18 protein-coding genes and 1 pseudogene are annotated in these 21056 nt (G+C 65.1%); 5 read left to right on the plus strand and 14 right to left on the minus strand.

The annotated features are described in order from the left end of the window. Nucleotides 1–16: 16 nt before the first annotated feature. Complete coding sequence (locus AWB75_RS18875) at nucleotides 17–2119, minus strand: putative bifunctional diguanylate cyclase/phosphodiesterase (protein WP_061125603.1); 2103 nt, start codon at nucleotides 2117–2119, stop codon at nucleotides 17–19. 161 nt (nucleotides 2120–2280) lie between these two features. After that, a complete protein-coding gene (locus AWB75_RS18880) occupies nucleotides 2281–2658 on the minus strand; it encodes a DUF3331 domain-containing protein (RefSeq protein ID WP_061125604.1) in 378 nt (125 codons plus the stop codon). Between the two features lie 488 nt (nucleotides 2659–3146). Here AWB75_RS18880 and AWB75_RS18885 point away from each other — a divergent pair, with 488 nt between their 5' ends. The 3 genes and pseudogenes from AWB75_RS18885 (at nucleotide 3147) to AWB75_RS18895 (ending at nucleotide 5154) form a co-directional block, all read left to right on the plus strand. Then, nucleotides 3147–3479, plus strand: coding sequence for a DUF4148 domain-containing protein (locus tag AWB75_RS18885; protein ID WP_061125605.1), 333 nt, complete (start codon nucleotides 3147–3149; stop codon nucleotides 3477–3479). Then, nucleotides 3479–3610 (plus strand): annotated as a pseudogene (locus tag AWB75_RS38585) (alpha/beta hydrolase); the annotation flags it as partial. The gene AWB75_RS18885 and the pseudogene AWB75_RS38585, both read left to right, overlap by 1 nt. Before the next feature lie 134 nt (nucleotides 3611–3744). Next, entirely contained in the window at nucleotides 3745–5154 is a 1410-nt protein-coding gene (locus AWB75_RS18895; RefSeq protein ID WP_061125606.1) for an HdeD family acid-resistance protein, read from the plus strand. A gap of 27 nt (nucleotides 5155–5181) precedes the next feature. Here the strand turns inward: AWB75_RS18895 and AWB75_RS18900 are convergent, their stop codons facing one another. The 5 genes from AWB75_RS18900 to AWB75_RS18920 all read right to left on the minus strand — a co-directional run bounded on the left by AWB75_RS18900 (nucleotide 5182) and on the right by AWB75_RS18920 (nucleotide 10452). Continuing rightward, entirely contained in the window at nucleotides 5182–6465 is a 1284-nt protein-coding gene (locus tag AWB75_RS18900) for an NYN domain-containing protein (protein ID WP_061125607.1), read from the minus strand. Nucleotides 6466–6544: 79 nt separating this feature from the next. Next, nucleotides 6545–7594, minus strand: coding sequence for an NAD(P)H-dependent flavin oxidoreductase (locus AWB75_RS18905; RefSeq protein WP_061125608.1), 1050 nt, complete (start codon nucleotides 7592–7594; stop codon nucleotides 6545–6547). Between the two features lie 88 nt (nucleotides 7595–7682). Further along, on the minus strand, nucleotides 7683–8078 hold the full coding sequence (locus AWB75_RS18910) for an SRPBCC family protein (protein WP_061125609.1): 396 nt from the start codon (nucleotides 8076–8078) through the stop codon (nucleotides 7683–7685). A 13-nt stretch (nucleotides 8079–8091) separates the two neighbouring features. Further along, nucleotides 8092–9876, minus strand: coding sequence for a DNA-binding protein (locus tag AWB75_RS18915; protein WP_061125610.1), 1785 nt, complete (start codon nucleotides 9874–9876; stop codon nucleotides 8092–8094). A 267-nt stretch (nucleotides 9877–10143) separates the two neighbouring features. After that, nucleotides 10144–10452 (minus strand): DUF4148 domain-containing protein, encoded by a 309-nt coding sequence (locus AWB75_RS18920; RefSeq protein WP_061125611.1) that lies wholly within the window; start codon nucleotides 10450–10452, stop codon nucleotides 10144–10146. 267 nt (nucleotides 10453–10719) lie between these two features. On the opposite strand from AWB75_RS18920, the gene AWB75_RS18925 reads away from it, so the two are divergent. Beyond that, nucleotides 10720–11625, plus strand: coding sequence for a LysR substrate-binding domain-containing protein (locus AWB75_RS18925; protein ID WP_061125612.1), 906 nt, complete (start codon nucleotides 10720–10722; stop codon nucleotides 11623–11625). 7 nt (nucleotides 11626–11632) lie between these two features. Here AWB75_RS18925 and oiaK read toward each other — a convergent pair whose 3' ends face one another. The 6 genes from oiaK to AWB75_RS18955 form a co-directional block, all read right to left on the minus strand. Then, the gene (gene oiaK, locus AWB75_RS18930; protein ID WP_061125613.1) at nucleotides 11633–12997 is read right to left on the minus strand and encodes a 3-oxo-isoapionate kinase OiaK; all 1365 of its coding nucleotides are present in this window, start codon (nucleotides 12995–12997) and stop codon (nucleotides 11633–11635) included. After that, the gene (locus AWB75_RS18935; protein ID WP_061125614.1) at nucleotides 12994–14238 is read right to left on the minus strand and encodes a ribulose-bisphosphate carboxylase large subunit family protein; all 1245 of its coding nucleotides are present in this window, start codon (nucleotides 14236–14238) and stop codon (nucleotides 12994–12996) included. The genes oiaK and AWB75_RS18935 overlap by 4 nt, the downstream gene beginning before the upstream one ends. A gap of 47 nt (nucleotides 14239–14285) precedes the next feature. Further along, nucleotides 14286–15116: a phosphogluconate dehydrogenase C-terminal domain-containing protein gene (locus tag AWB75_RS18940; protein ID WP_061125615.1), complete on the minus strand. Its 831-nt coding sequence runs from the start codon at nucleotides 15114–15116 to the stop codon at nucleotides 14286–14288. A gap of 27 nt (nucleotides 15117–15143) precedes the next feature. Further along, nucleotides 15144–16490, minus strand: a complete 1347-nt coding sequence (locus AWB75_RS18945; RefSeq protein ID WP_061125616.1) for an MFS transporter — start codon at nucleotides 16488–16490, stop codon at nucleotides 15144–15146. A gap of 385 nt (nucleotides 16491–16875) precedes the next feature. After that, a complete protein-coding gene (locus AWB75_RS18950) occupies nucleotides 16876–18153 on the minus strand; it encodes an MFS transporter (RefSeq protein ID WP_061125617.1) in 1278 nt (425 codons plus the stop codon). 26 nt (nucleotides 18154–18179) lie between these two features. Next, nucleotides 18180–19598, minus strand: a complete 1419-nt coding sequence (locus tag AWB75_RS18955) for a M20 family metallopeptidase (protein ID WP_061125618.1) — start codon at nucleotides 19596–19598, stop codon at nucleotides 18180–18182. A gap of 118 nt (nucleotides 19599–19716) precedes the next feature. Between AWB75_RS18955 and AWB75_RS18960 the strand changes: the two genes are divergently transcribed. After that, nucleotides 19717–20652, plus strand: coding sequence for a LysR family transcriptional regulator (locus AWB75_RS18960; RefSeq protein WP_061125619.1), 936 nt, complete (start codon nucleotides 19717–19719; stop codon nucleotides 20650–20652). Between the two features lie 4 nt (nucleotides 20653–20656). Here AWB75_RS18960 and AWB75_RS18965 read toward each other — a convergent pair whose 3' ends face one another. Next, entirely contained in the window at nucleotides 20657–21037 is a 381-nt protein-coding gene (locus AWB75_RS18965; RefSeq protein ID WP_061125620.1) for a VOC family protein, read from the minus strand. Nucleotides 21038–21056 lie beyond the last annotated feature (19 nt).

Below are 21056 nucleotides of genomic sequence, written 5' to 3' on the forward strand. Positions count from 1 at the left end.
AAGAGCGCGGCAACCCTCACGCCGCGTGCGCCGTTCTCAACCTTTCGACCACCACGACACCCCGCATCAACGCCCCGCTCAAAAATCCTGCGACCTCCGCCGCGGGCATCGGCCGGCTCAGCAAGAACCCCTGCATCTGATCGCAAGCAAGCTCGCCAAGCGTGCGAAACTGCGCCTCCGTCTCGACGCCTTCCGCCACGACTTCAATCTGCAACGCACGGGCAAGCGTCACCACCGCGGACAGCAACGCGCTGCCGCGCTGGCCGGCGGAATCGAGATCGCGCACGAACGAACCGTCGATCTTGATCTGGTCGAATCGAAAACGCTGCAGATAGCCCAGGCTCGAATAGCCGGTGCCGAAATCATCGACGGCCACGGCATAACCGCGCGCCTGCAACGCCTCGATCGTGCAGCTTGTCTTCTCCACGTTCTGCATCGCCGTGGTTTCGGTGATCTCGAACATGAGGCGCGACGGATCGACATCGGCCGCGCCAACCAGCGCATCGATATGCGCAACGAGATCCGGGACGTTGAACTGGATCGGCGACAGATTCACCGATACGCATATGGCGGGCAACCCTTGCGTGTCCCATAACGTGATGTTGCGGCACACTTCGCGCAACACCCAATCGCCGATCTCGACGATGAGCCCCGAGCGTTCCGCGACCGGAATGAACTCGAGCGGCGCGATCTCGCCCAGCTCCGGATGATGCCAGCGGATCAGCGCCTCGACGCCCGTCACCGATTGCGTCGCGACGCTGAACTTAGGCTGGAACGACAGACTGAGTTCATCTTCGATCAAGGCGCGATGCAGGTCACGTTGCAGAATCAGCGACTTGAGCGCGGTATGGTTCATGCGCGGCTCGAACTCGCGGAACGTATTGCGCCCGCTTTGCTTCGCGGCGTACATCGCGGCATCGGCGCTGTGAAGCAGCTCATCGGCATTGGCGCCATCGCGCGGATGGAACGCAATGCCGATGCTCGCGCTCACGCGCAAGGGCAAGCCATTGACGACGATCTCCTGAGAAAGACGCCGCAACACACCATTGGCGACCGCTGCGGCCGACGACGCATCCAGCGTGTTCTCGACCACGATCACGAACTCGTCGCCGCCGAGCCGCGCGACCATGTCGGTATGACGCAAATCCTGGCGCAGCCGCTCCGCGCACACTTGCAGCAAGTCATCGCCGACGCCGTGGCCGAGCGAATCGTTGATCGACTTGAAACCGTCGAGATCAATGAACAGCACGGCGAACATCGACGCTTTGCGCGTGCTCTCCGCGACGGCCTCGGCGATGCGCAACGAAAGCTGCTGGCGGTTCGGCAGATTCGTCAGCGCATCGTGCGTGCCGAGGTAATGCAATTGCCGGTTCGCACGCTCGAGCGAGAGGGACAGGCTGCTCGTATGAAAGCCGAGCAACGCGAGTGTGCCGACCAGCACGGTGAACGACATCGCGGTGACGGCGAGCGCGAGCCAGTTGGCATCGAGCTTTGCGTCGGCGAGACACAGGCTGTCGGCGGCGAAGTTGGCCGCGTTCATGCCGAGATAGTGCATGCCGGTGATCGCGATCGCCATGATGAACGCCGCGCCAAGCCGTTTGATGACGAGGTTCTCCACATCCGACGCGCGCAGCGTGAAGGCAAGCCAGAGCGCCGCCATCGACGCTACGATCGCGACGGCGACCGAAAGCACGAGCTTCCAGACGGTGTAGTCGATACCCGGCGACATCTGCATCGCCTGCATGCCGGTGAAGTGCATGGCGGCGACGCCGAGGCCCATGATCGTGCCTGCCATCACGAGGCGCAGCCTGGACAATGCACCCCGGCTGGCCGTGGCGAGCGCGATGAACGACACGCCGACCGCGAGCACCAGCGACGCAGCCGTCGTCGTGAAATCGTAGCCGATGGCGATCGGCAGCGAGAACGCGAGCATGCCGATGAAGTGCATCGACCAGATGCCGACGCCCATCGATACGGCGCCGCCCGCAAGCCACAGCGGCCGGCGTTTCGCGCTCGCGAGCGCATTCAGGCCACCGGACAACTCCATCGCCGTGTAGGACGCGAGAAACGCGACCACCAGTGACAGGCAGACCAGCAGCGGGTTATAGACACCGGTCATCGGCCCACTCTCTCTTGTTTTTCGTTTCAGTCTTTTGCGACTGTTCTTCCGGCGCTCCGATCCGGCTTCGGGCCATGCCGTATCGGAGCGCTTTGCATCGTGACCCATGCGCTATCGGCAAACCGCGGCAAAACTTTAGCTGTGCGCGCCTCCGCGCTGCCTCACAACGGCGTCGTCTGATCGAGCACGGAGGCCAGAATCATCGCGCCCGCATTGCTCGGAACGGGCCGCGGATTGGGCGCATAGACATGATCGCCGGGACGAATCGCGCCCCCGCTCATCGCGCAGACGCCTGTCGTGCGCGCGCGCATCGCACGCCAGACCTGATCGCCGTAGCAGCAGCGCGTCGAGTCGCGCCATTCGATCGTCACGGTCGTCGTCGACGGACGCTCGATCAGCTTCACCGCGACGCGGCTGTCATCCGCTTGCGTGAAAGGACGCCGGAGCGACCGCGCCTCGAAGCTCACGCCGCCACTCAGCGACGTCAATTGAAAGATAGTTCGCGCCCACGGATCGAGGGCGATTGCGGCTTCAGCCATGTTCGGCTCCTTGTCGATGAATTGCGTGGATCGTCTGCCAGTGCTTCGGCGTGGCGCCGATCGCAGAACGGCATCGCGACGACTCCAAGTTAATCAAACGGAAAACGCCCGCCTAGCCGTACATACGGTTGACGACACCGCCTAATGGTTGAGTCAACCTATATCAAGGTTTAGGTCGCAGCGAACCGCTAACACCTTCGTCTGATCGCATACGCCGCGCGCATTAGCCGGCTCATCCGCGCGTGGGATGCGATGCAGCCGCACGGCCAGGCATTCGACGCAAAGCCATGCGAACGTTTATCCGACACACCGATGGCGGGTGCAAGCACGCTCCTTCGTAGGTGTAGCCGCGGCGCTTTCCGGCTTATAGAGTGTCGTCAAGGTCGAGACACAAGCAACGACCAACGACCTTGACAAGGGAAACCGGACAAGACCCTTTAGTTCGGATACCAGATCAGTTATCCAATACATCCACCAGGAGTTCGATCATGAAAAAGTATCTCGTCAGCCTCACCCTCGTCGCCGCTACGCTCGCCGCCCCCGCGCTCGCTTTCGCGCAATCGAACGGTCCCGTCACGCGCGCACAGGTCCGCGCCGATCTGGTCGCTGTCGAGAAGGCGGGCTATAACCCCGCGATCGCGAGCGATCCGTACTATCCCGCCGACATCCAGAAAGCGGAAGCAAAGGTCGCCGCGCAAGGCTATGGCGGCGCGCAAGCGGGCACGAGCGCATCGGGCAAAGCGGGCGTATCGAAGCATGCCGCGATGAAGAACACGTGCGTCGGTCCGATCGACTTCTGCCAGCCGTACTTCGGCAGCTGATCATCAATCCGGAGCTGGAACGCTGGTACTACGAGCGCGCCCATAGCCACATGACGGTCATTCCGGGCGCGAGCCATTCCGTGTACGAATCGAAGCCGAAGCAGGTCGCGGCTGTCATGCGTTCGACGGCCGCGCGCATTCATCTGCGTAATAGGTGCCGATCGAACCGCTTCAGTAGTTACCGCTGCGTCGTTCAAATGCCTTATATAGTGTGTGACTGCGCCTGATCCCGCACAAGGCATCGAATGATGAAACGGAGGAAACGATGGTTCGTCTCGTGATGATTCTCCTGGGCGTCGACTATCTGCGCTCCCGCTGGCGCTCGGTGATGACGCTCGGGTTGCTCAGCATCGCGCTCGGCGCCGTCATCTTCACCGACGCGCTCGACGGTTCGCTCTATTTCCCCATCATCCCCTTCGCGCTGATGATGCTGCTCGAAGGGCTCGCCACACTGACCGTCGCGTGGACCGGCATGGGCGGACAGCGCAAGCTCCGCTACGTGAAAGGCGCCACGTTCTGTCTGTCGGCGCTGCTTGTCTTGTTCGGCGGCGAGCACGGCAACTTCGTGCTGTCGCTCATCTTCGGCACGCTTTTTCTGGTCGATGGCGCATTGCAGATCGTCGCGGCGCGCGTGGTCCGCTACCGCAGATGGCGGCTCGCGACGGCGGGCGGCGTGCTCGAAATCGCCATCGCGATCTTCTTCTATCAGCCTTATCCGGATCACTATGCGGGCACCGTCGCGTATTGCGTCGCGTTCGGGCTCTTCTTCGGCGGCTGGAACATGATCCTGCTCGCCGCGCGCGTGCGGCGCATGGCCGCGAATCCGGCGGTCGAGGGCGCGGCGAATGCGGCCGTGCAGGAAGAGACGAAGCCCGCCGAGTCGCCATTCGCCGGCGCAGTATGGGACGGCCCGCCCGGGCCCAATGAAGCCGCGCTGACCGTGCACGTGTGGACGCCGCTCGGCACGGCGAAGTCGCAGCCGAGGCGGCAGTTGATCGTCGATCGCTATATCGCCGCCGTCGACAGGAACGGCACCATTTCCACCGGCCATGCGGCGCTGGAGACGCCCGAAGGCGTGTATATCAGCCTGTATCCGGCGGTCGAGATCGACCGTTCGCCGAACGACTTCGCCCGCACGCTGCGCGCGACACGCGACAACGACGTGCCCGGCTTCTTTCAGCCCGACTACGCGACGGAATCGCAGGCATGGTGCCCGTCGACGCAACAGGTCCGCATCCGCAACTACGATCCCGCGCGGCTTCAGCGCTTTTGGGAGAACTATCGTCGCGATACGACGTACAACCTCACGTACCGCAACTGTTCGAGCTCCGTGGCGCGCGCGCTGGAAGCGGCGATCGAGGGCGCGTCCGCGCGTGCGTGGGGCAAGGGCGACGGATGGAAGCCGCTCGTGCGGATCATGACGACGCCCGAGCTGTGGGTCGCGGCGCAAGTGAGAAAACGCGCCGCGACGATGGCCTGGACGCCCGGCCTCACGCTCGACTACGCGCGTGCGCTCAGCATGCTCGCCGACCCGCGTCACTCGGGCTGGGTGAAGATGGCGCGTTTCGCGGTGGCCACGATGTATCGCTCGCGGCAGCGCTGGCGCGCCGAGGAGCACGCGGCGGCGCAGGCTCGCGAAACGGAATCGGTGGCGGCGGAGCGGCATCCGGGTTGAGCCGCGTCCGGCCGTGATTCGACCGGCTTACTGCTCGCCTGGCTTGTCGACCGCCTTGCGGGAACGGCTCGCGCGCGACGACTTGCGCGGCGGCTTCACCGCTTCGGTTTCGGCAACCGGTTCAGACACGCCTTCCGCCGCGGGCTCTGCGCTCGCCTTGGCCGCTGTCTTACGCGCGCGGCGCGGCGCGGAGGTTTTCTTCGGCGCGGGTGCGGGCACGAATGCAGGCTCAGGCTCAGGCTCAGGCTCAGGCGCGGGCGCGGGCGCGGGCGCGGGCGCGGGCTCAGGCGCGGGCGCGGCTTGCGGCTCGTGCATCTCCAGCTCGACCGGCGCCCATGCTTCGCGCGATTCGTGCGATTCGGGTGCTTCCTGCACAGCGGTCAAAGGCTCCGGCGCAGGCTTTCGTTTGCCTCGCTTCTCCCTGCGCTTGCCGTTCCCGCCCGCTTCCTTTTCTCTTGCGGCGACCGGCGCTTCGGCTGGCCTCGCATCGACCGCCGACGTCTGCGTGGAGCGGAACACGAACGCGCCGGATTTATCGTCGCGGCCGACTTCCAGCAAGCCACGCGACTGCGCTTCATCGAGCAGATTGCCGAACGCCCGGAAACCGTATTGCGTTTCGCTGAAGCCCGGCTTGCGCCGCTTGATCGCGCTCTTGAGCACCGATGCCCAGATCTTGCCGCTTTCGCCGCGCTCCGATGCCAGCGCCTCGAAGGTTTCGACCGCGATCGCGATGGCCTGCGACTTGCGCGATTCCATTTCCTGCTTCGGCTGCCGCTCTTCTTCCGGCGCGCGCTTCGTCTCGCGTGCCTCGCGCTTGGCCATCGCGCGTTGCTGCTCGCGCACGAGGTCGTCGTAGAAGATGAATTCATCGCAGTTCGCGACGAGCAGATCGGACGTCGACTGCTTCACGCCCACGCCGATCACTTTCTTCGCGTTCTCGCGCAGCTTCGAGACGAGCGGCGAGAAGTCGGAATCGCCGCTGATGATGACGAAGGTATCGACATGCGATTTCGTGTAGCAGAGATCGAGTGCATCGACGACGAGGCGGATATCGGCCGAATTCTTGCCCGACTGGCGCACGTGCGGAATCTCGATCATCTCGAAGCTGGCCTCGTGCATCGCCGCCTTGAAGCCCTTGTAGCGATCCCAGTCGCAATAGGCTTTCTTGACGACGATGCTTCCCTTCAGCAGCAGGCGCTCGAGCACGGGTTTGATATCGAACTTCTCGTACTTCGCATCGCGAACGCCGAGCGCGACGTTCTCGAAATCGCAGAACACCGCCATGCTGACGCTTTCCTGAGGTCCAGCCATAAGGTTCTCCCGCCCGTGCGGCATGTTTGCAATGCGCACATGATAGCTTGTCGGCACGCGGGAGAAGGCAATGCTCGAATCATGATCCGCCGCCGATGTCCGCGTTCTTCACGCGCCGCGCCAGCAGTGCATCGAGCGTCTCGTCCGCTTCGCGCATCAGACGCTCGACGACTTCACCCGCCGACATCCGCTCGTTCACGAGCGCGGACGATTCCCCGGCGAACAGCGCCATCTTCTCCAGGTCGCCGGTCGTCGAGCGCAGCGGAGAGATCGTGCTGTACTTGTCGACCGGTCCCCATTCGTCGTGCGCGATGACCTCTCGCGGCAGCGCATACGGATCGTTGCCGAACAGATGAGCGCTCGCCGCATCCGTCACGCTGTTCGCGAGCACGCGCACCGGCGAGCCGGCGGGCCAGTTGATCGCGTAGATATCGGTGTGGACCGTGTCGCCCGCGCGTGCGTCGATCACGCGTTGCTTGTGATAGTCGTGGGCATAGGATTCGTGCGTCGTCAGAAAGACCGTGCCGCAATGGATGCCGCTCGCACCCAGCGCGAGCGCGGCGACGAGGCCCGCGCCCGTCGCGATGCCGCCGGACGCCGCCACCGGCACGCGCAAGTGCGCCGCGATCTCAGGCAGCAGCGTCATGATGCCGGTCGAGCCGCGCACGTGCCCGCCTGCCTCGACGCCTTGCGCGATGATCACGTCCGCGCCCGCTTTTTCCGCGCGCAACGCATCTTCGAGCGAGCCGACCTGATACAGCACGAGCGCGCCGCTGTCTTTCACGCGCGCGACGATATCGGGGACCACGTCCCAGAAGAAGCACATCGCGGGCACGCGCAGTTCGAGGCATGCGTCGAGTTCGGCGGCGAGCAGCTCGGGCTTCGTGCGCGCCGGAATCAGATTGACGCCGAATGGCCGGTCCGTCGCGGCGCACACCGCGGCGACTTCGCTCGCGATCGTCTCCGGCGATTCGCGCACCATGCCGAGCAGGCCGAAGCCGCCCGCATTCGACACCGCCGATGCGAGTTCGGCACGCGCGGGCCCGCCCATGCCCGCGGAGAGGATCGGATAGCGGCAACCGAGCACACGGGTCAGTTCGGTATCGAATGGCGCAGCGTTCGCGATCATGTCGGCCTCGCGCGATTGAATGGTCCGCTTGCAAGTGGCGGACCTTCGAAAAGCCTAGACGCGCCGCGCCGTGCTTTCAAGCGCTAAGTCAGGGCTTCGCGTAGCGCGCGGCGAGTGAGGCGAGGTCGCGGCGGACCCAGTCGGCATCGGCGGCGAATGTGTCATCCGACATGCCGGGTTGACGGAACAGCGTGAGCGCCACCTCCGCGCCCGCGCCGTTCTGATAGATACGCAACGGAACGTAGACTTCATCGCCGTTCGGCAGGCAGACGCGATGATCCATGATGCCGAACGCATTGTGCCCCGTGAAGCGGATGATCACGTCGCCCGCGGGGCCGCGGGCGCGCCAGTGATCGACCCGGTCTTCGAGCGCCGAATGCGCGAGCCCCGACGCCCACGTCGGGAAGACTTCCGGACGCCAGACGGCGTCGTAGAGCTCGCGCCAGTCGCGATCGATCGTCACGGTGAGGGTCCGCGTTTCCATCGTCACATGAGCGTCATGATTCGATCTTCGACATCACCGCCGTGGCCGGATCGTAGCGATAGCCCTTTTGCGCGAGCTGTTGCGCCATCTTGTCGCCGATCAGCTTTTGCTGCGCCTCGCGAAGCACGAGTTCGTGATCCGGCTTCAAGCGCTCCAGTTCGACCGCGAGCCTGCGCATCAGCGCGACTTCGCCGGTGCTGCGGGCATCGATGAAGAGGATCTTCTCGTTGGCCACGTCGAGGCGCTGGCGCAAATCCTTCGCGTAGGTCACCCATTGCTCGGCGTTGGCGCGAAGGTCGTCGTACGCCTTCGAATGCGCGTTCGCCTGCGCCGAAATCTGGCGCTGCAACGAAGCGAGCTCGGACTCGTCGCCCTGCTCCTTCTCGACGAAACGCTTCGCGAGATCGGTCGCGTTTTTCTCCGCGGACTCGGCGCGTTCGCGCAATGCGTTGACATCGTTCGACACGCGCGCGAGCTCGGCGCCCTGCTCGGCTTTTTCTTCCATCAACAGGCTGATGCGCTTGCGGGCCTCGTCAAGCTCGCCGCTCACGCGGTTCACGTGATCGCGCTGTGCGGCGAGTTCCGCGTTGCGCGCGGCCGTGCTGTCACGCTCGCTGGCGAGCGCGCCGCGCGCCTCGTTCAACTCGGCTTCGAGTGCGGCCGCGCGGGAGAGGCTGTCGTTCAGCTGCGCCTCGATGGCTTGCGCGCGCGACTGCGACGCGTTCACATCCTGCGACAGGCGTTCGGCTTCAGCCGATTTCTCCTGCGATGCGAGGCTCAGCGCTTCGTGCTCCTGCCGCGCCCGGTCGCGCTCTTCGGTGATACGCGCGAGCGCTTCGTCCTTGTCCGACATCAGCGCGTGCAGTTCCGCATGATCCTGACGCGAACGATCACGCTCCTCGGCGATGCGCGCCAGCTCTTCGTCCCGGCCCGTGAGCGACGTCTTCACTTGCTCGTGCTGCTGCAACGCCTGATCGCGCTCCGCGGCGATGCGCGCAATCTCTTGGTCCTTGCCCGCGAGCGCCGCACGCAACTGATCGTGCTGCCGCCGCGCCTCGTCGCGCTCGCTGCCGATATGCGCGAGTTCCTCGTCCTTGCCCGACACCAGCGCGCGCGCTTCGTCGTGCGCCTGCCGCAGCGCGTCGCGCTCCTGGGCAATGCGCGCGATCTCTTCGTCCTTGCCCGCAAGCGCCGCGTTCAGTGCTTCCTTCGCGGTCCGCTCTTCGTCGAGCGACGCCTTCAGCGCTTCCCGTTCCGATTGCTCCATCGACGCACGCTGCGCCGCTTCCTCGACGCGCGCCTCGGCGGTCTGCGCGCGCCCCGTGGCCGCCGCGACCTCTTCGCGCAAGCGCGCGACCGAGTCTTCCGACGCACGCAACGCGCTCAGCATTTCCGTCATTTGCTGGCGGTTGCGCGCGGATTCGTCGCCGCTCTTCTCGAACTCGGCGAGCGCCTCGTCGCGTTCGGCGAGCGCGATCGAAAGCCGCTGGCTCACGGAGGAAAGGCGCTGGCCGGACAGCCGTTCGGTTTCGTCGCGCGACACGGTCCAGAGCCGGCGCGCCACGTTCACGAGCGTCTCGGCAAGGTCGTCGGGAAGTCCGGTCGACGGCTGATGCGCCGGCATGTCCGGTTGACGCGCGTCACGCCATCGCTGCAGACCGGCAGCAATGGCGACGATCGAACCGCTTTTCGCCTCGGTCCAAACGGACACGGGGGAAACCTTGCGGCCTTCTTCGGACAGGCGATCGGCGATCGATGCGATCTGTTCGTCGGTGATGTTATCTACGTCTGTGGGCATAAGCGCCTCGAAAATCAGTGGCGTCGCACTCAATAGAACTGCGATACGTTGTTACATTCTGTGGAATCCGCGCGTGGCGGAAAGGAATGATACCGATTTTCGCCGCTTCTATAAGGGGCGGCGCGTCACGTGACGTCAAAACAGGGTATTTCGCAGCGGGAAGTGTATCGCCTGCACGATAATCGAGACCCGCCGCGTGATTCCAAAAAGCGCATCGAGCCCGGATGGATGATCCGTCCGGGCTCGAAGACTCGCGCAGCCGCACGCTTACGGTTTCGCGAAAACCGGGCCGAGGCCGATGACGGTCGATTCCGCCGAACGCGCGCCGGACGCATAGCCGCCGCTCACCGACGCGCCGTAAGCCGTCAGGCCCTTGGCCGCATCGACGCGCGCCTGCGCCGCCTGAATATTTTGCGGATACTGCGTCTGGTCGCTTGCGGGGTTGTAGCCCGCCTTTTGCAATTCGACGAGTTGCGCGCGCACGTCCGCACGGGTAATCGGCTGGTTCGACTGTGCGAACGAGAAAGCCGGAAGCGCGACAGCGGCAGCGACGATCAGCGATTGAATGACTTTCATGATTGACCTCCAGAGTTTGTGATGGAAGGCCCGCTTGCCGGTCCGCCGTGTGTTTCGGATCGTTCGGGCTTGGAGGTATTAGAACGGCGCGACGTATCCGGCTTATATCGATAATGAATCGACGTGTGTCCGCGAAAGACGCGGATACAGTGCGATACAAACCGCCTCGACGACGCCGGGCGCGGTCTACAATCGACGTCGCCATATCGCGCGGCGCAATAATCGCTCAATCATCGCCGGTGTCGAAAAGATGAAGGGAGGAGACCCATGCACACCCCGCGTCCGTCGCTGAACGCCCTGCGCGCGTTCGAAGCCGTGGCGCGTCTGCGCAGCATGACGCTCGCCGCGCAGGAACTAAGCGTCACGCACGGCGCGATCAGCCGGCAGGTGAAGGCGCTGGAGGACACGCTCGGCCTCACGCTGCTCGTGCGCTCGGCGCAGTCGTCCGATCCGACGCCCGAAGGCAAGCGCCTCGCCGAAGGCCTCACGACCGCGTTCGGTCTCATTGATGCGAGTATCGAGCAACTGAAGCCCGAGCCGCTCACGCTGTCGTGCTCCGCGACCATCATGATGAACTGGCTGATTCCGCGCATCGCGGGGTTTCATCGGCGCTATCCGCAGACCGAGCTCAAGTTCAACATGAACTACGACCAGATCGATTTCGTGCGCGACAAGATCAGCGTCGCGATTCGCGCGAACACGATCGAGCCGCCGAAGGACGCGATCACGCGCAAGCTCATCGACGAATGGATCGGGCCGGTCTGCTCGCCCGTGTATGCGCAGTCGATCCGGCTCGCCGCGCCCGCCGGTCTCGCGCGCGCGAAACTGCTGTCCACGCGCACGCGTCCCGAGGCATGGGAAGACTGGTATCGCGCGACGAACCTCGCGCCCGTGTCAGGCGCAAGCGCGGACGTCTACGACCATTTCTATCTGCTGATCCAGGCGGCCGTGTGCGGGCTCGGCGTCGCGCTCGTGCCGCAAATGCTCGTCATGAACGATCTCGTGTCCGGCAAGCTCGTCGCGCCGTTCGGCTTCGCGCCGGGGCCGCGCGAGCTCGTGCTATGGGTCGCGCCGCATCTGCGCGCCCATGCCGATGTCGCGCAGCTCGAACGCTGGCTGATCGAAGAGATGAGCGAAAGCCTGAAGGAAATGACGGCGTTTCTGGAGGCGTGAGACGCGCTCAGGCCACGCCGTCGCGCACGCTCCCGAAGAACGACACGCCGCCGATCTGGCCGCCTTTCAGCACGATTTCGAGGCCGTCGCGGGCGGGATCGTCGGACCATGCGCGGCACAGCGGCGCGCCCGGCGCCATGCCCGCCGCGACGCTCAGCGCCGTGATGCCGAGCTTGCCCGCGACTTCGCCCGAACTGTCGCCGCCCGCCACGACGACGCGGCGCAACGGCGTGCGATCGAGCAGCCGGCGCATCACCTCGGCGAGCGTTTCGCCGACGCGGCGCGCGGCATCGGCACGGCTCAGCGCGGCTTCTGTGGCGATATCGTCGAAGGCGAGCACGGCGGGATCGTCGGGGCCTTCGGCGCTGAATATCAGCGGGCTTCGGCCGTCGCGCACGGCTTGCCCCGCGATGCCGACGACGCGCTCGATCTCGGCTTCGCGCGATGGCGCATCGAGGGCGCGGCGCAGGTCCAGACGCTCGACGCAAAAGCCGTTGTCGCGCGCCCAGCGGATCTGTCCCGCGGTCACCGGCGAACAGCTTCCGCTGACGGCCGCGATCACATCGACCGCATTCGCGACGGGCAGACCGGGTGTCTGCGGCACGAGCCCGCACGCGCGCCAGTGCGCGGCGAGCGCATATTGCAATCCCGACGACGATGCGGTGAACACGCCCTCGCCACGCGCTTCCCAGACGAGCTTGCCGGCGGCGGCGAGCGTTTCTTCGTCGAGGACGTCGATCAGAACCACGGGCGTGTCTTTTCGCATCAACGCGTTCAGGCGTTCATGCGCCTGATCCGAACGAAGCTGCACGAAGTCGATGAGCCCGATCTCGCGCCGGGTCTGACGCGCCAGATGCACGCGCAGGTCCGCTTCGTCCATCGGCGTGACGGGATGGCGCGACATCGTCGGATGACGGTCCAGCCGATAGCCTTCTCCCTCCACCGCCGCGAACAGATTGCCGAACGCCTGATAGCGCTTCAGGCGCGGCGCGCCGACGATCATCGGCGACCACGCGCCGCGCATGTGCGTCACGCCGATATCGGTCGCGCGTCCGATCGAACCCGTCTGCGGCGATGAATCGAAAGTCGAGCAAACCTTGTATTGCAGGATCGGCGCGCCCAGTGCGGCGAGATTCGCGAAGGCGCGCGGCAACTCGTCGTCCATCCATTGCGGACTGCGCCCGCGCGACGAGCCTGCGAGTCCCACGCAGCGCACGCCGGGAAAGCGCGCGAGCAACTCGGGCGTCGGGGCTTGCAGACAAAGCAGCGTCGGCACGCCGGCGGCCGTCATCGCTTCCATCGCGTCGGTCGAGCCTGTGAAATCGTCGCCGTAGTACGCGAGCAAAAGGCCGTCGGGCCATTGGGCGTTCATTTCCAGAACTCCAGCGCGGCCTTCAACGCGGGACTGCGTTCGGCATGACGCGCGAGCGGCACGCCTTCCATCGCCGCGACCCACGCCTCGCGCAGCGCCTCGACGCCCGCCGCCACGCCGCCCGGATGCCCGAAGATGCCGCCGCCCGCCGTGTGGATCAGGTCCGCGCAGCCGATCGCCGCATACGTGTCGGCGGCTTGCAGACCCGTCTGGCCGGAGCTGAAGACGGGCATCGCGGTCAGCGGCGCCGATTCCATCACCGGCGAGAGCACCGCGCGCGCCGCCGCGATCACGCTTTCATCGGACTCGCTGAACTTGTTGCGCAAGCCGTTCACGTGCAGATGATCCGCGCCCGCGAGACGCCACAACATCTGCCACGGCGCGTAGTCCCAGCCGAGCGCTTCGCTGCGCGTCAGGTAGCCCCAGCCGGCGCGATGCGCGTGAATCGGCAACTGGCTATGCTTGCGCAACTCGTGCATGCCGACGAGCCCGATCGAATTGAGCACCGCCATCACGCAGGTGCCGCCCTGTTCGAGCACGAGATCGTGACGGCGCTTCATCTGATCGAGGTCGCCCGTCACGTTGAACGCGACCATCACCTTCTTGCCGGTGCGCTCGGCGTGATCGTTCACGACGCGCATCACCGCGCGCACGCGTTCGTCGAACGGGCAATGCGAGCCGTCGGCCTGCAATTCGTCGTCCTTGATGAAGTCGATGCCGCCCGCCACCAGCGCCTTCACCTGCTCCGCGGTTTCGTGCGGCGACAATCCGACGCTCGGCTTGATGATCGTGCCGATGAGCGGCCCGTGCTGCACGCCCGACAGCTTGCGTGTGCCTTCGATGCCGAACGCGGGCCCCGGATACGCCTTCGCGAACGAATCGGGCAGGCGCAGGCCCGTGAGCCGCAAGCCCGACACCTGCCGCAATTCGAAGAGGTTGCCCGCGATCGTCGACATCAGATTCGGCAGCGACGGCCCGAAGTTTTCGATCGGCCACGACAGTTCGAGCGTGCATTGCGTATAGCACTTCGACTCGGCGCCGCCCGCCAGGCTCGGCGCCTCGCTATGGTCCAGCACTTCGAGCCGCTCGACGCGCGCGCCCGAGCGCGCCTTGAGTTCGGGCGTCTCGTTGGGCAGCGCGATGAAGGTGCCGCTCGACTGCTCGCCCGCGATCGTTTCGGCGGCAGTGCGCGGGTCGACGCCGGTTTCGAGCCAGTAAGTGGCGTGGATGCGTTCGCTCACAGTCAGTTCCTCACAAGTCGATTTCAATGATGCCGGTGCAATCGCGCTTACGTGATCCGCCGAATGCTTTCCGCGATCTCTTCGCGGTCGAACACGTTCTTCCAGTCGTCGCGCATGAGACGCGGCTTGCCGAACTCGATCGCCTTGTTGCAGGCATCGGAGAACGCGCCGGGAATCTCGTTGAAGATCACCGCGCCGAGAATGTTCATGTGGCCGAGCAGGAAATCGCGCGCGGCCTGTTCCGGCACGCCGCGCTTGATAGTCTCGTCCATTGCTTCGCGCATCACGTAGAGCAGCGTCGCGCAGATCGTTTCCGACAAACCCGGTTCGAGGATCGCCATCTGATCGACGGTCAAACGATACGAGCGCAGGATCGGCGCATAGATCACCTTCGCGACGGCCTCGCCCAGATCGAACGCTCCCTCCGGCCCTTGCATCAGCGCGCTGACGATCGACTGCTTCGCATGCGCGCCGCCGAAGTGATCGTGCAGCGATTCTTCGTCGAGGTCGTAGTTGAAGATGATCGGATGGCACGGATGCGCGACGAAGTACGTCAGGTCCTTGCGGTCCGGAAGATGGCCCGCGAAGGGCGCGGCGGCATCGAGTGTCATGACCATCGTGCCGGGCGGCAGCTTCGGCGCGATCTCGTGCGACAGCTTGCCGATGAGCGTATCGGGCACGGCGAGGATGACGACATCGGCGCCGTCGAGCGCGGCATCGGCGGACACGCATTCGATGCCCAGTTCGTCCTTCAGACGCTTCTGTCCGGCCGCGCCCGGCTCAACGTGCGCGACACGGTAGTCCGATTTCAGCAGATTGCTCGAGAGGCGCACGCCCATCTTGCCGCCCGCGCCGAACAACGCGATCTTTTCGTTCATTTCAGTATTCCTTTGTGAGGTGAATGTTCAATGTGCGTTCGCCGCGACGGCGTCGGGCGCGCGTTCCTGGCTCGTGCGTCCGATCGCGAAGGCGAGCGCGGCGGACATCAGCATCACCGCGCCGACGATCAGCATCGGCACCTGATACGAGCCGGTCATGTCCTTCGCCATGCCGGTGACATACGGGGCGACGAAGCCCGCGAGATTGCCGACCGTGTTGATGAGCGCGATGCCCGCGGCCGCCGCGGCGCCCGACAGGAAGCGCGCCGGCAGCGCCCAGAAATTCGGCAGCGCGGAGAAGATCGCGCAGGCCGTCACGGTGATCACGGCGATGGTCGCGGCGGGCGAGCCCATTTGCAGCGCGAGCGGCACGCTCACCGCGCCGATCAGCGCGGGCACCGCGATATGCCACGAGCGCACGCCGCGCTTCGTCGCATCACGGCTCCAGAGGAAGAGTGCGAAGGCGGCGGGCAGATAGGGAATCGCGGTGATCAAGCCCTTCTGGAACACGTTGAAGTGCGTGCCGAAGCGCGTTTCGAAGCCACCGATGATCGTCGGCAGGAAGAACGCCAGCGCATAGAGCCCATAGATCAGGCCGAAGTACATCAGCGCGAACAACCACACGCGTCCGCTCATCAGCGCGGCCATCGGATTGCCGTGGCCCCGCGCGCCCGATGCGCCCTTCGCGCGGTCCTCTTCTTCGAGGCGCGTGACGAGCCAGTCGCGTTCGGCGGGCGTGAGCCATTTGGCGTCGGCGGGTCTGTCGGTCAGATAGAACCACGCGATCACGCCGACGAGAATCGCCGGCACCGCGACGCCGAAGAACATGATGCGCCAGCCGGCGAGACCGAAGAGGCCGTGCGCTTCGATCAGGAGCGCGGCGAGCGGCGCGCCGATGACGATCGTGAGCGGCTGCGCGAGATAGAAGAGCGCGAGGATATGGCTGCGATGCTTCGCCGGCACCCACATGCTGAGGAAGAGAATCGCGCCGGGAAAGAAGCCCGCTTCCGCGACGCCCAGCAGAAAGCGCAGCGTATAGAGGCCCCCGATGCTGCTGACCCACGTGAAGAGCAGCGCGACGATGCCCCACGTCACCATGATGCGCGCGAGCCAGCGGCGCGCGCCGAACTTGTGCAGCGCGAGATTGCTGGGAATTTCCAGCACGATATAGCCGATGAAGAACACGCCCGCCGCGAGGCCGAACTGCGCGGCGGTGAGGCCGAGATCCTTGGTCATCCCGTTCGGTCCGGCGAAGGAAATCGCGGTCCGGTCGAGAAAGTTGATGAAGAACATCAGCGCGACGAACGGCACGAGCCGCCACGACACTTTCCTGATCGCCGATCGCTCGACGGACTGCGTTTCTGCAACGTTCATGTCTCCTCCAGGCGTAGCGCACGAGTGTGGTCAACCGGTGAGGTGAGTAGACCATCGCGCAAGGGACGCGAGACATAGGGGGAAACGTGGGAATCGGTCGATTTTTTCTCACAGGGTGACGCGGGAAAATCACCGCTGCGCCGCGACAATGGGCGAATTCCTGCGCCTAAACCTCACATCGCTTGACGGCTGCCTCAGGTATTTCAACCGTTGAATTGTTCTTGATCGGCGGCTTCACGGTCTGGAACGCTCGCGGCATGGCCATTGACCTTCAGGTTCGAAGGCGTTGACGTCATCCTGGCGGACAAACGGACAAAGAGCGCTGTCGCGCCCTTTATCCCTTCCGAAGCGTCACCGACGTTCCAGCCCGCCCCGACGCGCACCATCACGCCGCGACGCGCATCTCCCTCGTTCCGCCCTTGCCCCGGCTCACCGCCGCCAGCGCCGCGAGGCTGATCACCGCCGTGAACATCATGTAGAAGCTCGGCGCCGCCTTGCTGCCGGTCGAGCTCAGCAGCCAGATGATGATCGCGGGCGTGAAACCGCCGAACACCGTCACGCCGATGTTGTAGCCGATCGACATGCCGGTCGCGCGCGTCGACACCGGAAAAATCTCCGACATCAGCGCCGGCAGCGCGCCAAAATAGATCGCCTTGAGCAGCGCCAGCCACGCGACGAGCGCAAACAGCGCGGGCACCGACACATGCGACACGACATACGCGAACGCCGGATAGCCCGTCACGAACAACAGCAACGCCGCCGTCGACATCTGCTTCACGCGGCCGATCTTGTCGGAGAGATGGCCCGCGAACGGTGTCACGAACGTCAGCATGAACCCTGCGACCATGCTCGCCGCGAAACCGGTCGATGCGTCCAGCTGCAGCTCGCGGATCGCGAACGTCGGCACGTACTGCAGCAGATAGTTCACCGCCGTCGACACCGTCAGCGCGCCGATCGAAATCAGCAGCAAGGTCTTCTGCCGCGCGAAGACATCGCGGACCGGCGTCGCCGTGTGCTCGGCTTCCGTGTAGTCGGTCGCGTCTTCGAGATAGCGGCGCAGGAACAAGCCCGCCGGCCCGATCAGCAAGCCGAAGAAGAACGGAATGCGCCAGCCCCACGCGGCCAGGTCCGTGGCGGGCATCAGCTTGGCGAGCGCGAAGCCGAACAGCGACGCGAGCAAGGTCGCAAGCCCTTGCGTCGCGAATTGCCAGCTCGCGAGCAGGCCGCGCCGGTCGGGTGCGTGCTCGATCAGCATCGCCGTCGAAGGACCGAATTCGCCGCCCGCGGAGAAGCCTTGAATCAGCCGCGCGATGAATACGCCCGCCGGCGCGACCAGCCCGATCGATGCATAAGGCGGAATCACCGCGATGATCGCCGTGCCGATCATCATCAGGCCCACCGACATCATCAGCGCCGCCTTGCGTCCGCGCTTGTCCGCGTAAGCGCCGAGCACCATGCCGCCGATCGGGCGCACGAGATAGGACGCGCCGAACGAGCCGAACGTGAGCAGCATCGACGCCGTCTCGTTCGCGGCCGGGAAGAAGTTCTTCGCGATATACACCGCGAAAAACGCATAGATCGCGATATCGAACCATTCGAGCGCGTTGCCGACCGAAGTCGCGAGCACGATCTGCGTCAGGCTCAGAGGCTTTTTGTTCATGATGTCAGCGTGTCATGAGTAGCGGTTGATCAATGCGCGTCGCGCATGGCGATGATTGCAGCGGTCTTCTCGCCGAGATCCCACCAGAGGCCCGCCATCACGCCGAGCGATTCACGCATCACGGGTGCGAGCACATGTTCGTTCGGCGCGTGCTGATTGCACGCGGGATACGAATGCGGCACCCAGAGCGTAGGCAGCCCGAGCGTCTTGGCGAAGACATCGTTGGGCACCGTGCCGCCCAGGTTCGGCAACAACGCGGGCTTCTTGCCGGTCGTCGCGCGCATCGAATCGAGCGCCCAGCGCACCCAGGGATCGTCGAGATCGAGGCGCGTCGCGGGCGTGCCGCGCGTCGCTTCGACCTTCACTTCGTCGAAGCCATGTTCGGTGAAATGACGCTCCAGATGCGTCTGCACGTTCTCCCAATCCGTGCCGACCACGAAGCGCAACTGGCACACCGCTTTTGCAAAAGGCGGGATTGCGTTGACGGGCGCATCGGCGTTGCCGGATTTCATCGCGAGCACTTCGAGCGCGTTCCAGCCGATCACGCGCTCGGTCGGCGTGAGGCCCGGCTCGCCCCACGCCGGATCGATCTCGGGCGAGCTGTCGTCGCGGCCGAGTTCGATATCGGCGAGGGCTTCGCGCACGGCCTGCGAAATCGGCGGCGGCCGCAATCCAACGACTGCGATACGCCCGTTTCGATCGACGAGACTCGCGATCGCATGCGACAGCACGACCGCCGGATTACGCAGCACGCCGCCCCAATTGCCCGAATGATGACCGCCTTCGCGCAGCTTCACGGTCAGCTCGAACGGCACGCCGCCGCGTGAGCCGAGAAAGAGCGTCGGACGCTCAGCGGACACGCGCGGCCCATCGGAGGCGATGAACACGTCCGCCGCGAGCGCGTCCGCGTGCGCGGCGCAGACCTCGTTCAGCCCCGGCGAGCCGATCTCTTCCCCGGTCTCGAAGATCACTTTCACGTTGTAGCCGAGCCGGCCTTCGCGCGCCGCCAGCACCGCCGCGAGCGCCGCGAAATTGACCGAGTGCTGCCCCTTGTTGTCGGCGGTGCCACGGCCGTACCAGCGGTCTTCGTCGACGACGATGTCCCACGGCTTCAGGCCCGCGCGCCATTGCTCGTCGTAGCCGCGCACGACATCGCCGTGACCGTAGGTGAGCACGGTCGGCAAGTCGTCGGACTCGTGGCGTTCGGCGATGAGAAACGGCGGCCCGCCCGCCACCGGGTTGTCCACGATGCGCGCGGTGAAGCCGAGAGGCGCGAGCGTGTCGCTGACTTCGTCGGTGAGATAGGCGTGCAGCGCGGGATTCGCGCCGTTCTGGCTTTCGGTGCGAAACGCGACGCGGCGCTGCAGGTCCGCGAAAAACGCGCCCGAATCGAACGCTTTACAGGCGATGGCGATGGCGGTTTCACGAGTGTTCTGAGGTTCTTTCACGACGTCTCCCGGCTGTTATGACTTGCAATTCCAGCCAGTCTAGAAACGCCAAAAATTCGCGACAATTTCAAATTTTGCCGATAGCATTGCCAAAAAGGCAACGCTCGGGGGAGGCATCGTGCTGCACGGCATCGCACTCAGATACTTCGTGGAGGTCGCGCGCTCGGGCTCGCTCGCGGCGGCATCGGAACAACTGCATGTCGCGGTGTCGGCCATCAGCCGCCAGATCGCGAAGCTGGAGGAACAGGCGGGCACGCCGCTTTTCGAGCGCATGCCGCGCGGCATGATCCTGACGGAAGCGGGCGAGTTGCTCGTACAGCACGCGCGCCGCGCGTTGATGGATGGCGACGCCGTGCTCGACGAAATCTCGGACATGCATGCGATCGGGCGCGGCATCGTGCGTATCGGCTGCACGGAGGGCTTTACGCGCTGCTTTCTGCCGAGCGTGATGGCGGCGCATTATCGCGCGTATCCGCGCACGCGCTTCGTGATGCGTTCCGGTACGCCCGGCCAGGTCGAGCATTGGGTGGCGAGCGGCGAGGTCGATGTGGCCCTCGCGTTCTCGACATCGACATCGACGGCATTGAGCATCGAATACAGCGTGAAGGCGCCGGTCTGCGCGCTGCTGCCGCCGACGCATCCGTTAGCGGGCAAAACGAGCCTCACGCTCGATGAGATTCTCCAGTACCCCACCGCCGTGCTAGATCGCGGCACCACCGTGCGCCAACTGGTCGACTGGTGCTGCTCGGCGCGCGGCGTGCATCTGGAGCCGGTGCTGGCGAGCAACAACTCCAGCGCGATGCATCACTTCGCGGCGCTCACCGGCGCGATCACGCTCGGCAGCGCCGTCGCGCTCGAAGGCGATCCCGGGCCGCCGACGCTCGTCGCCACGCCTATCGACGAGCCGTTGCTCAACGAGCGTCTGTTGCAGGTCACGGTCATGCGCGAGCGCCGCCTGCCGCCTGCCGTCGATCAGTTCTTGAAGTCGCTGACGAACGCGCTGCGCGAGAGTCTCGGCAAGCCCGTGGCGCGTGCCAGGAAGAAAAAGCGTTGAGGCTTCACTGCGTGGCGACCCACCACCTCGTGCCGGCGGCATCGCGAAAGCCGCCACGGAAGTCGTCGTCGTCGCGCTTGCGCGTCGGCGTCTGCACGCTTTGCGCTCCGTTCTGCATCGCGCGATCGTAGACGGCTTGCGCATCGCGCACATAGACGTGGATATGCGGCCCCGCCGACTGATGACCGGCCGCGCCGCCGCCGATCATCACGATGCTGTCGTCGATGCGTACTTCGGCGTGCATCAGCGAGCCATCGGGGCGGTCGAAGCGACGGACCAATGCCCCGTCGAAGACGCGTTCGAGAAACGCGATGATCGTTTCCGCGTTCTCGCAGATGAGATAAGGGCTGACGGAGGGATAGTTCGCGGGTTTCCAGCCGGTCATATATGTTTCCTGAATCGCG

Origin of the sequence: Caballeronia catudaia (assembly GCF_001544755.2) — a bacterium.
In the GTDB taxonomy this organism is placed as follows: domain Bacteria; phylum Pseudomonadota; class Gammaproteobacteria; order Burkholderiales; family Burkholderiaceae; genus Caballeronia; species Caballeronia catudaia.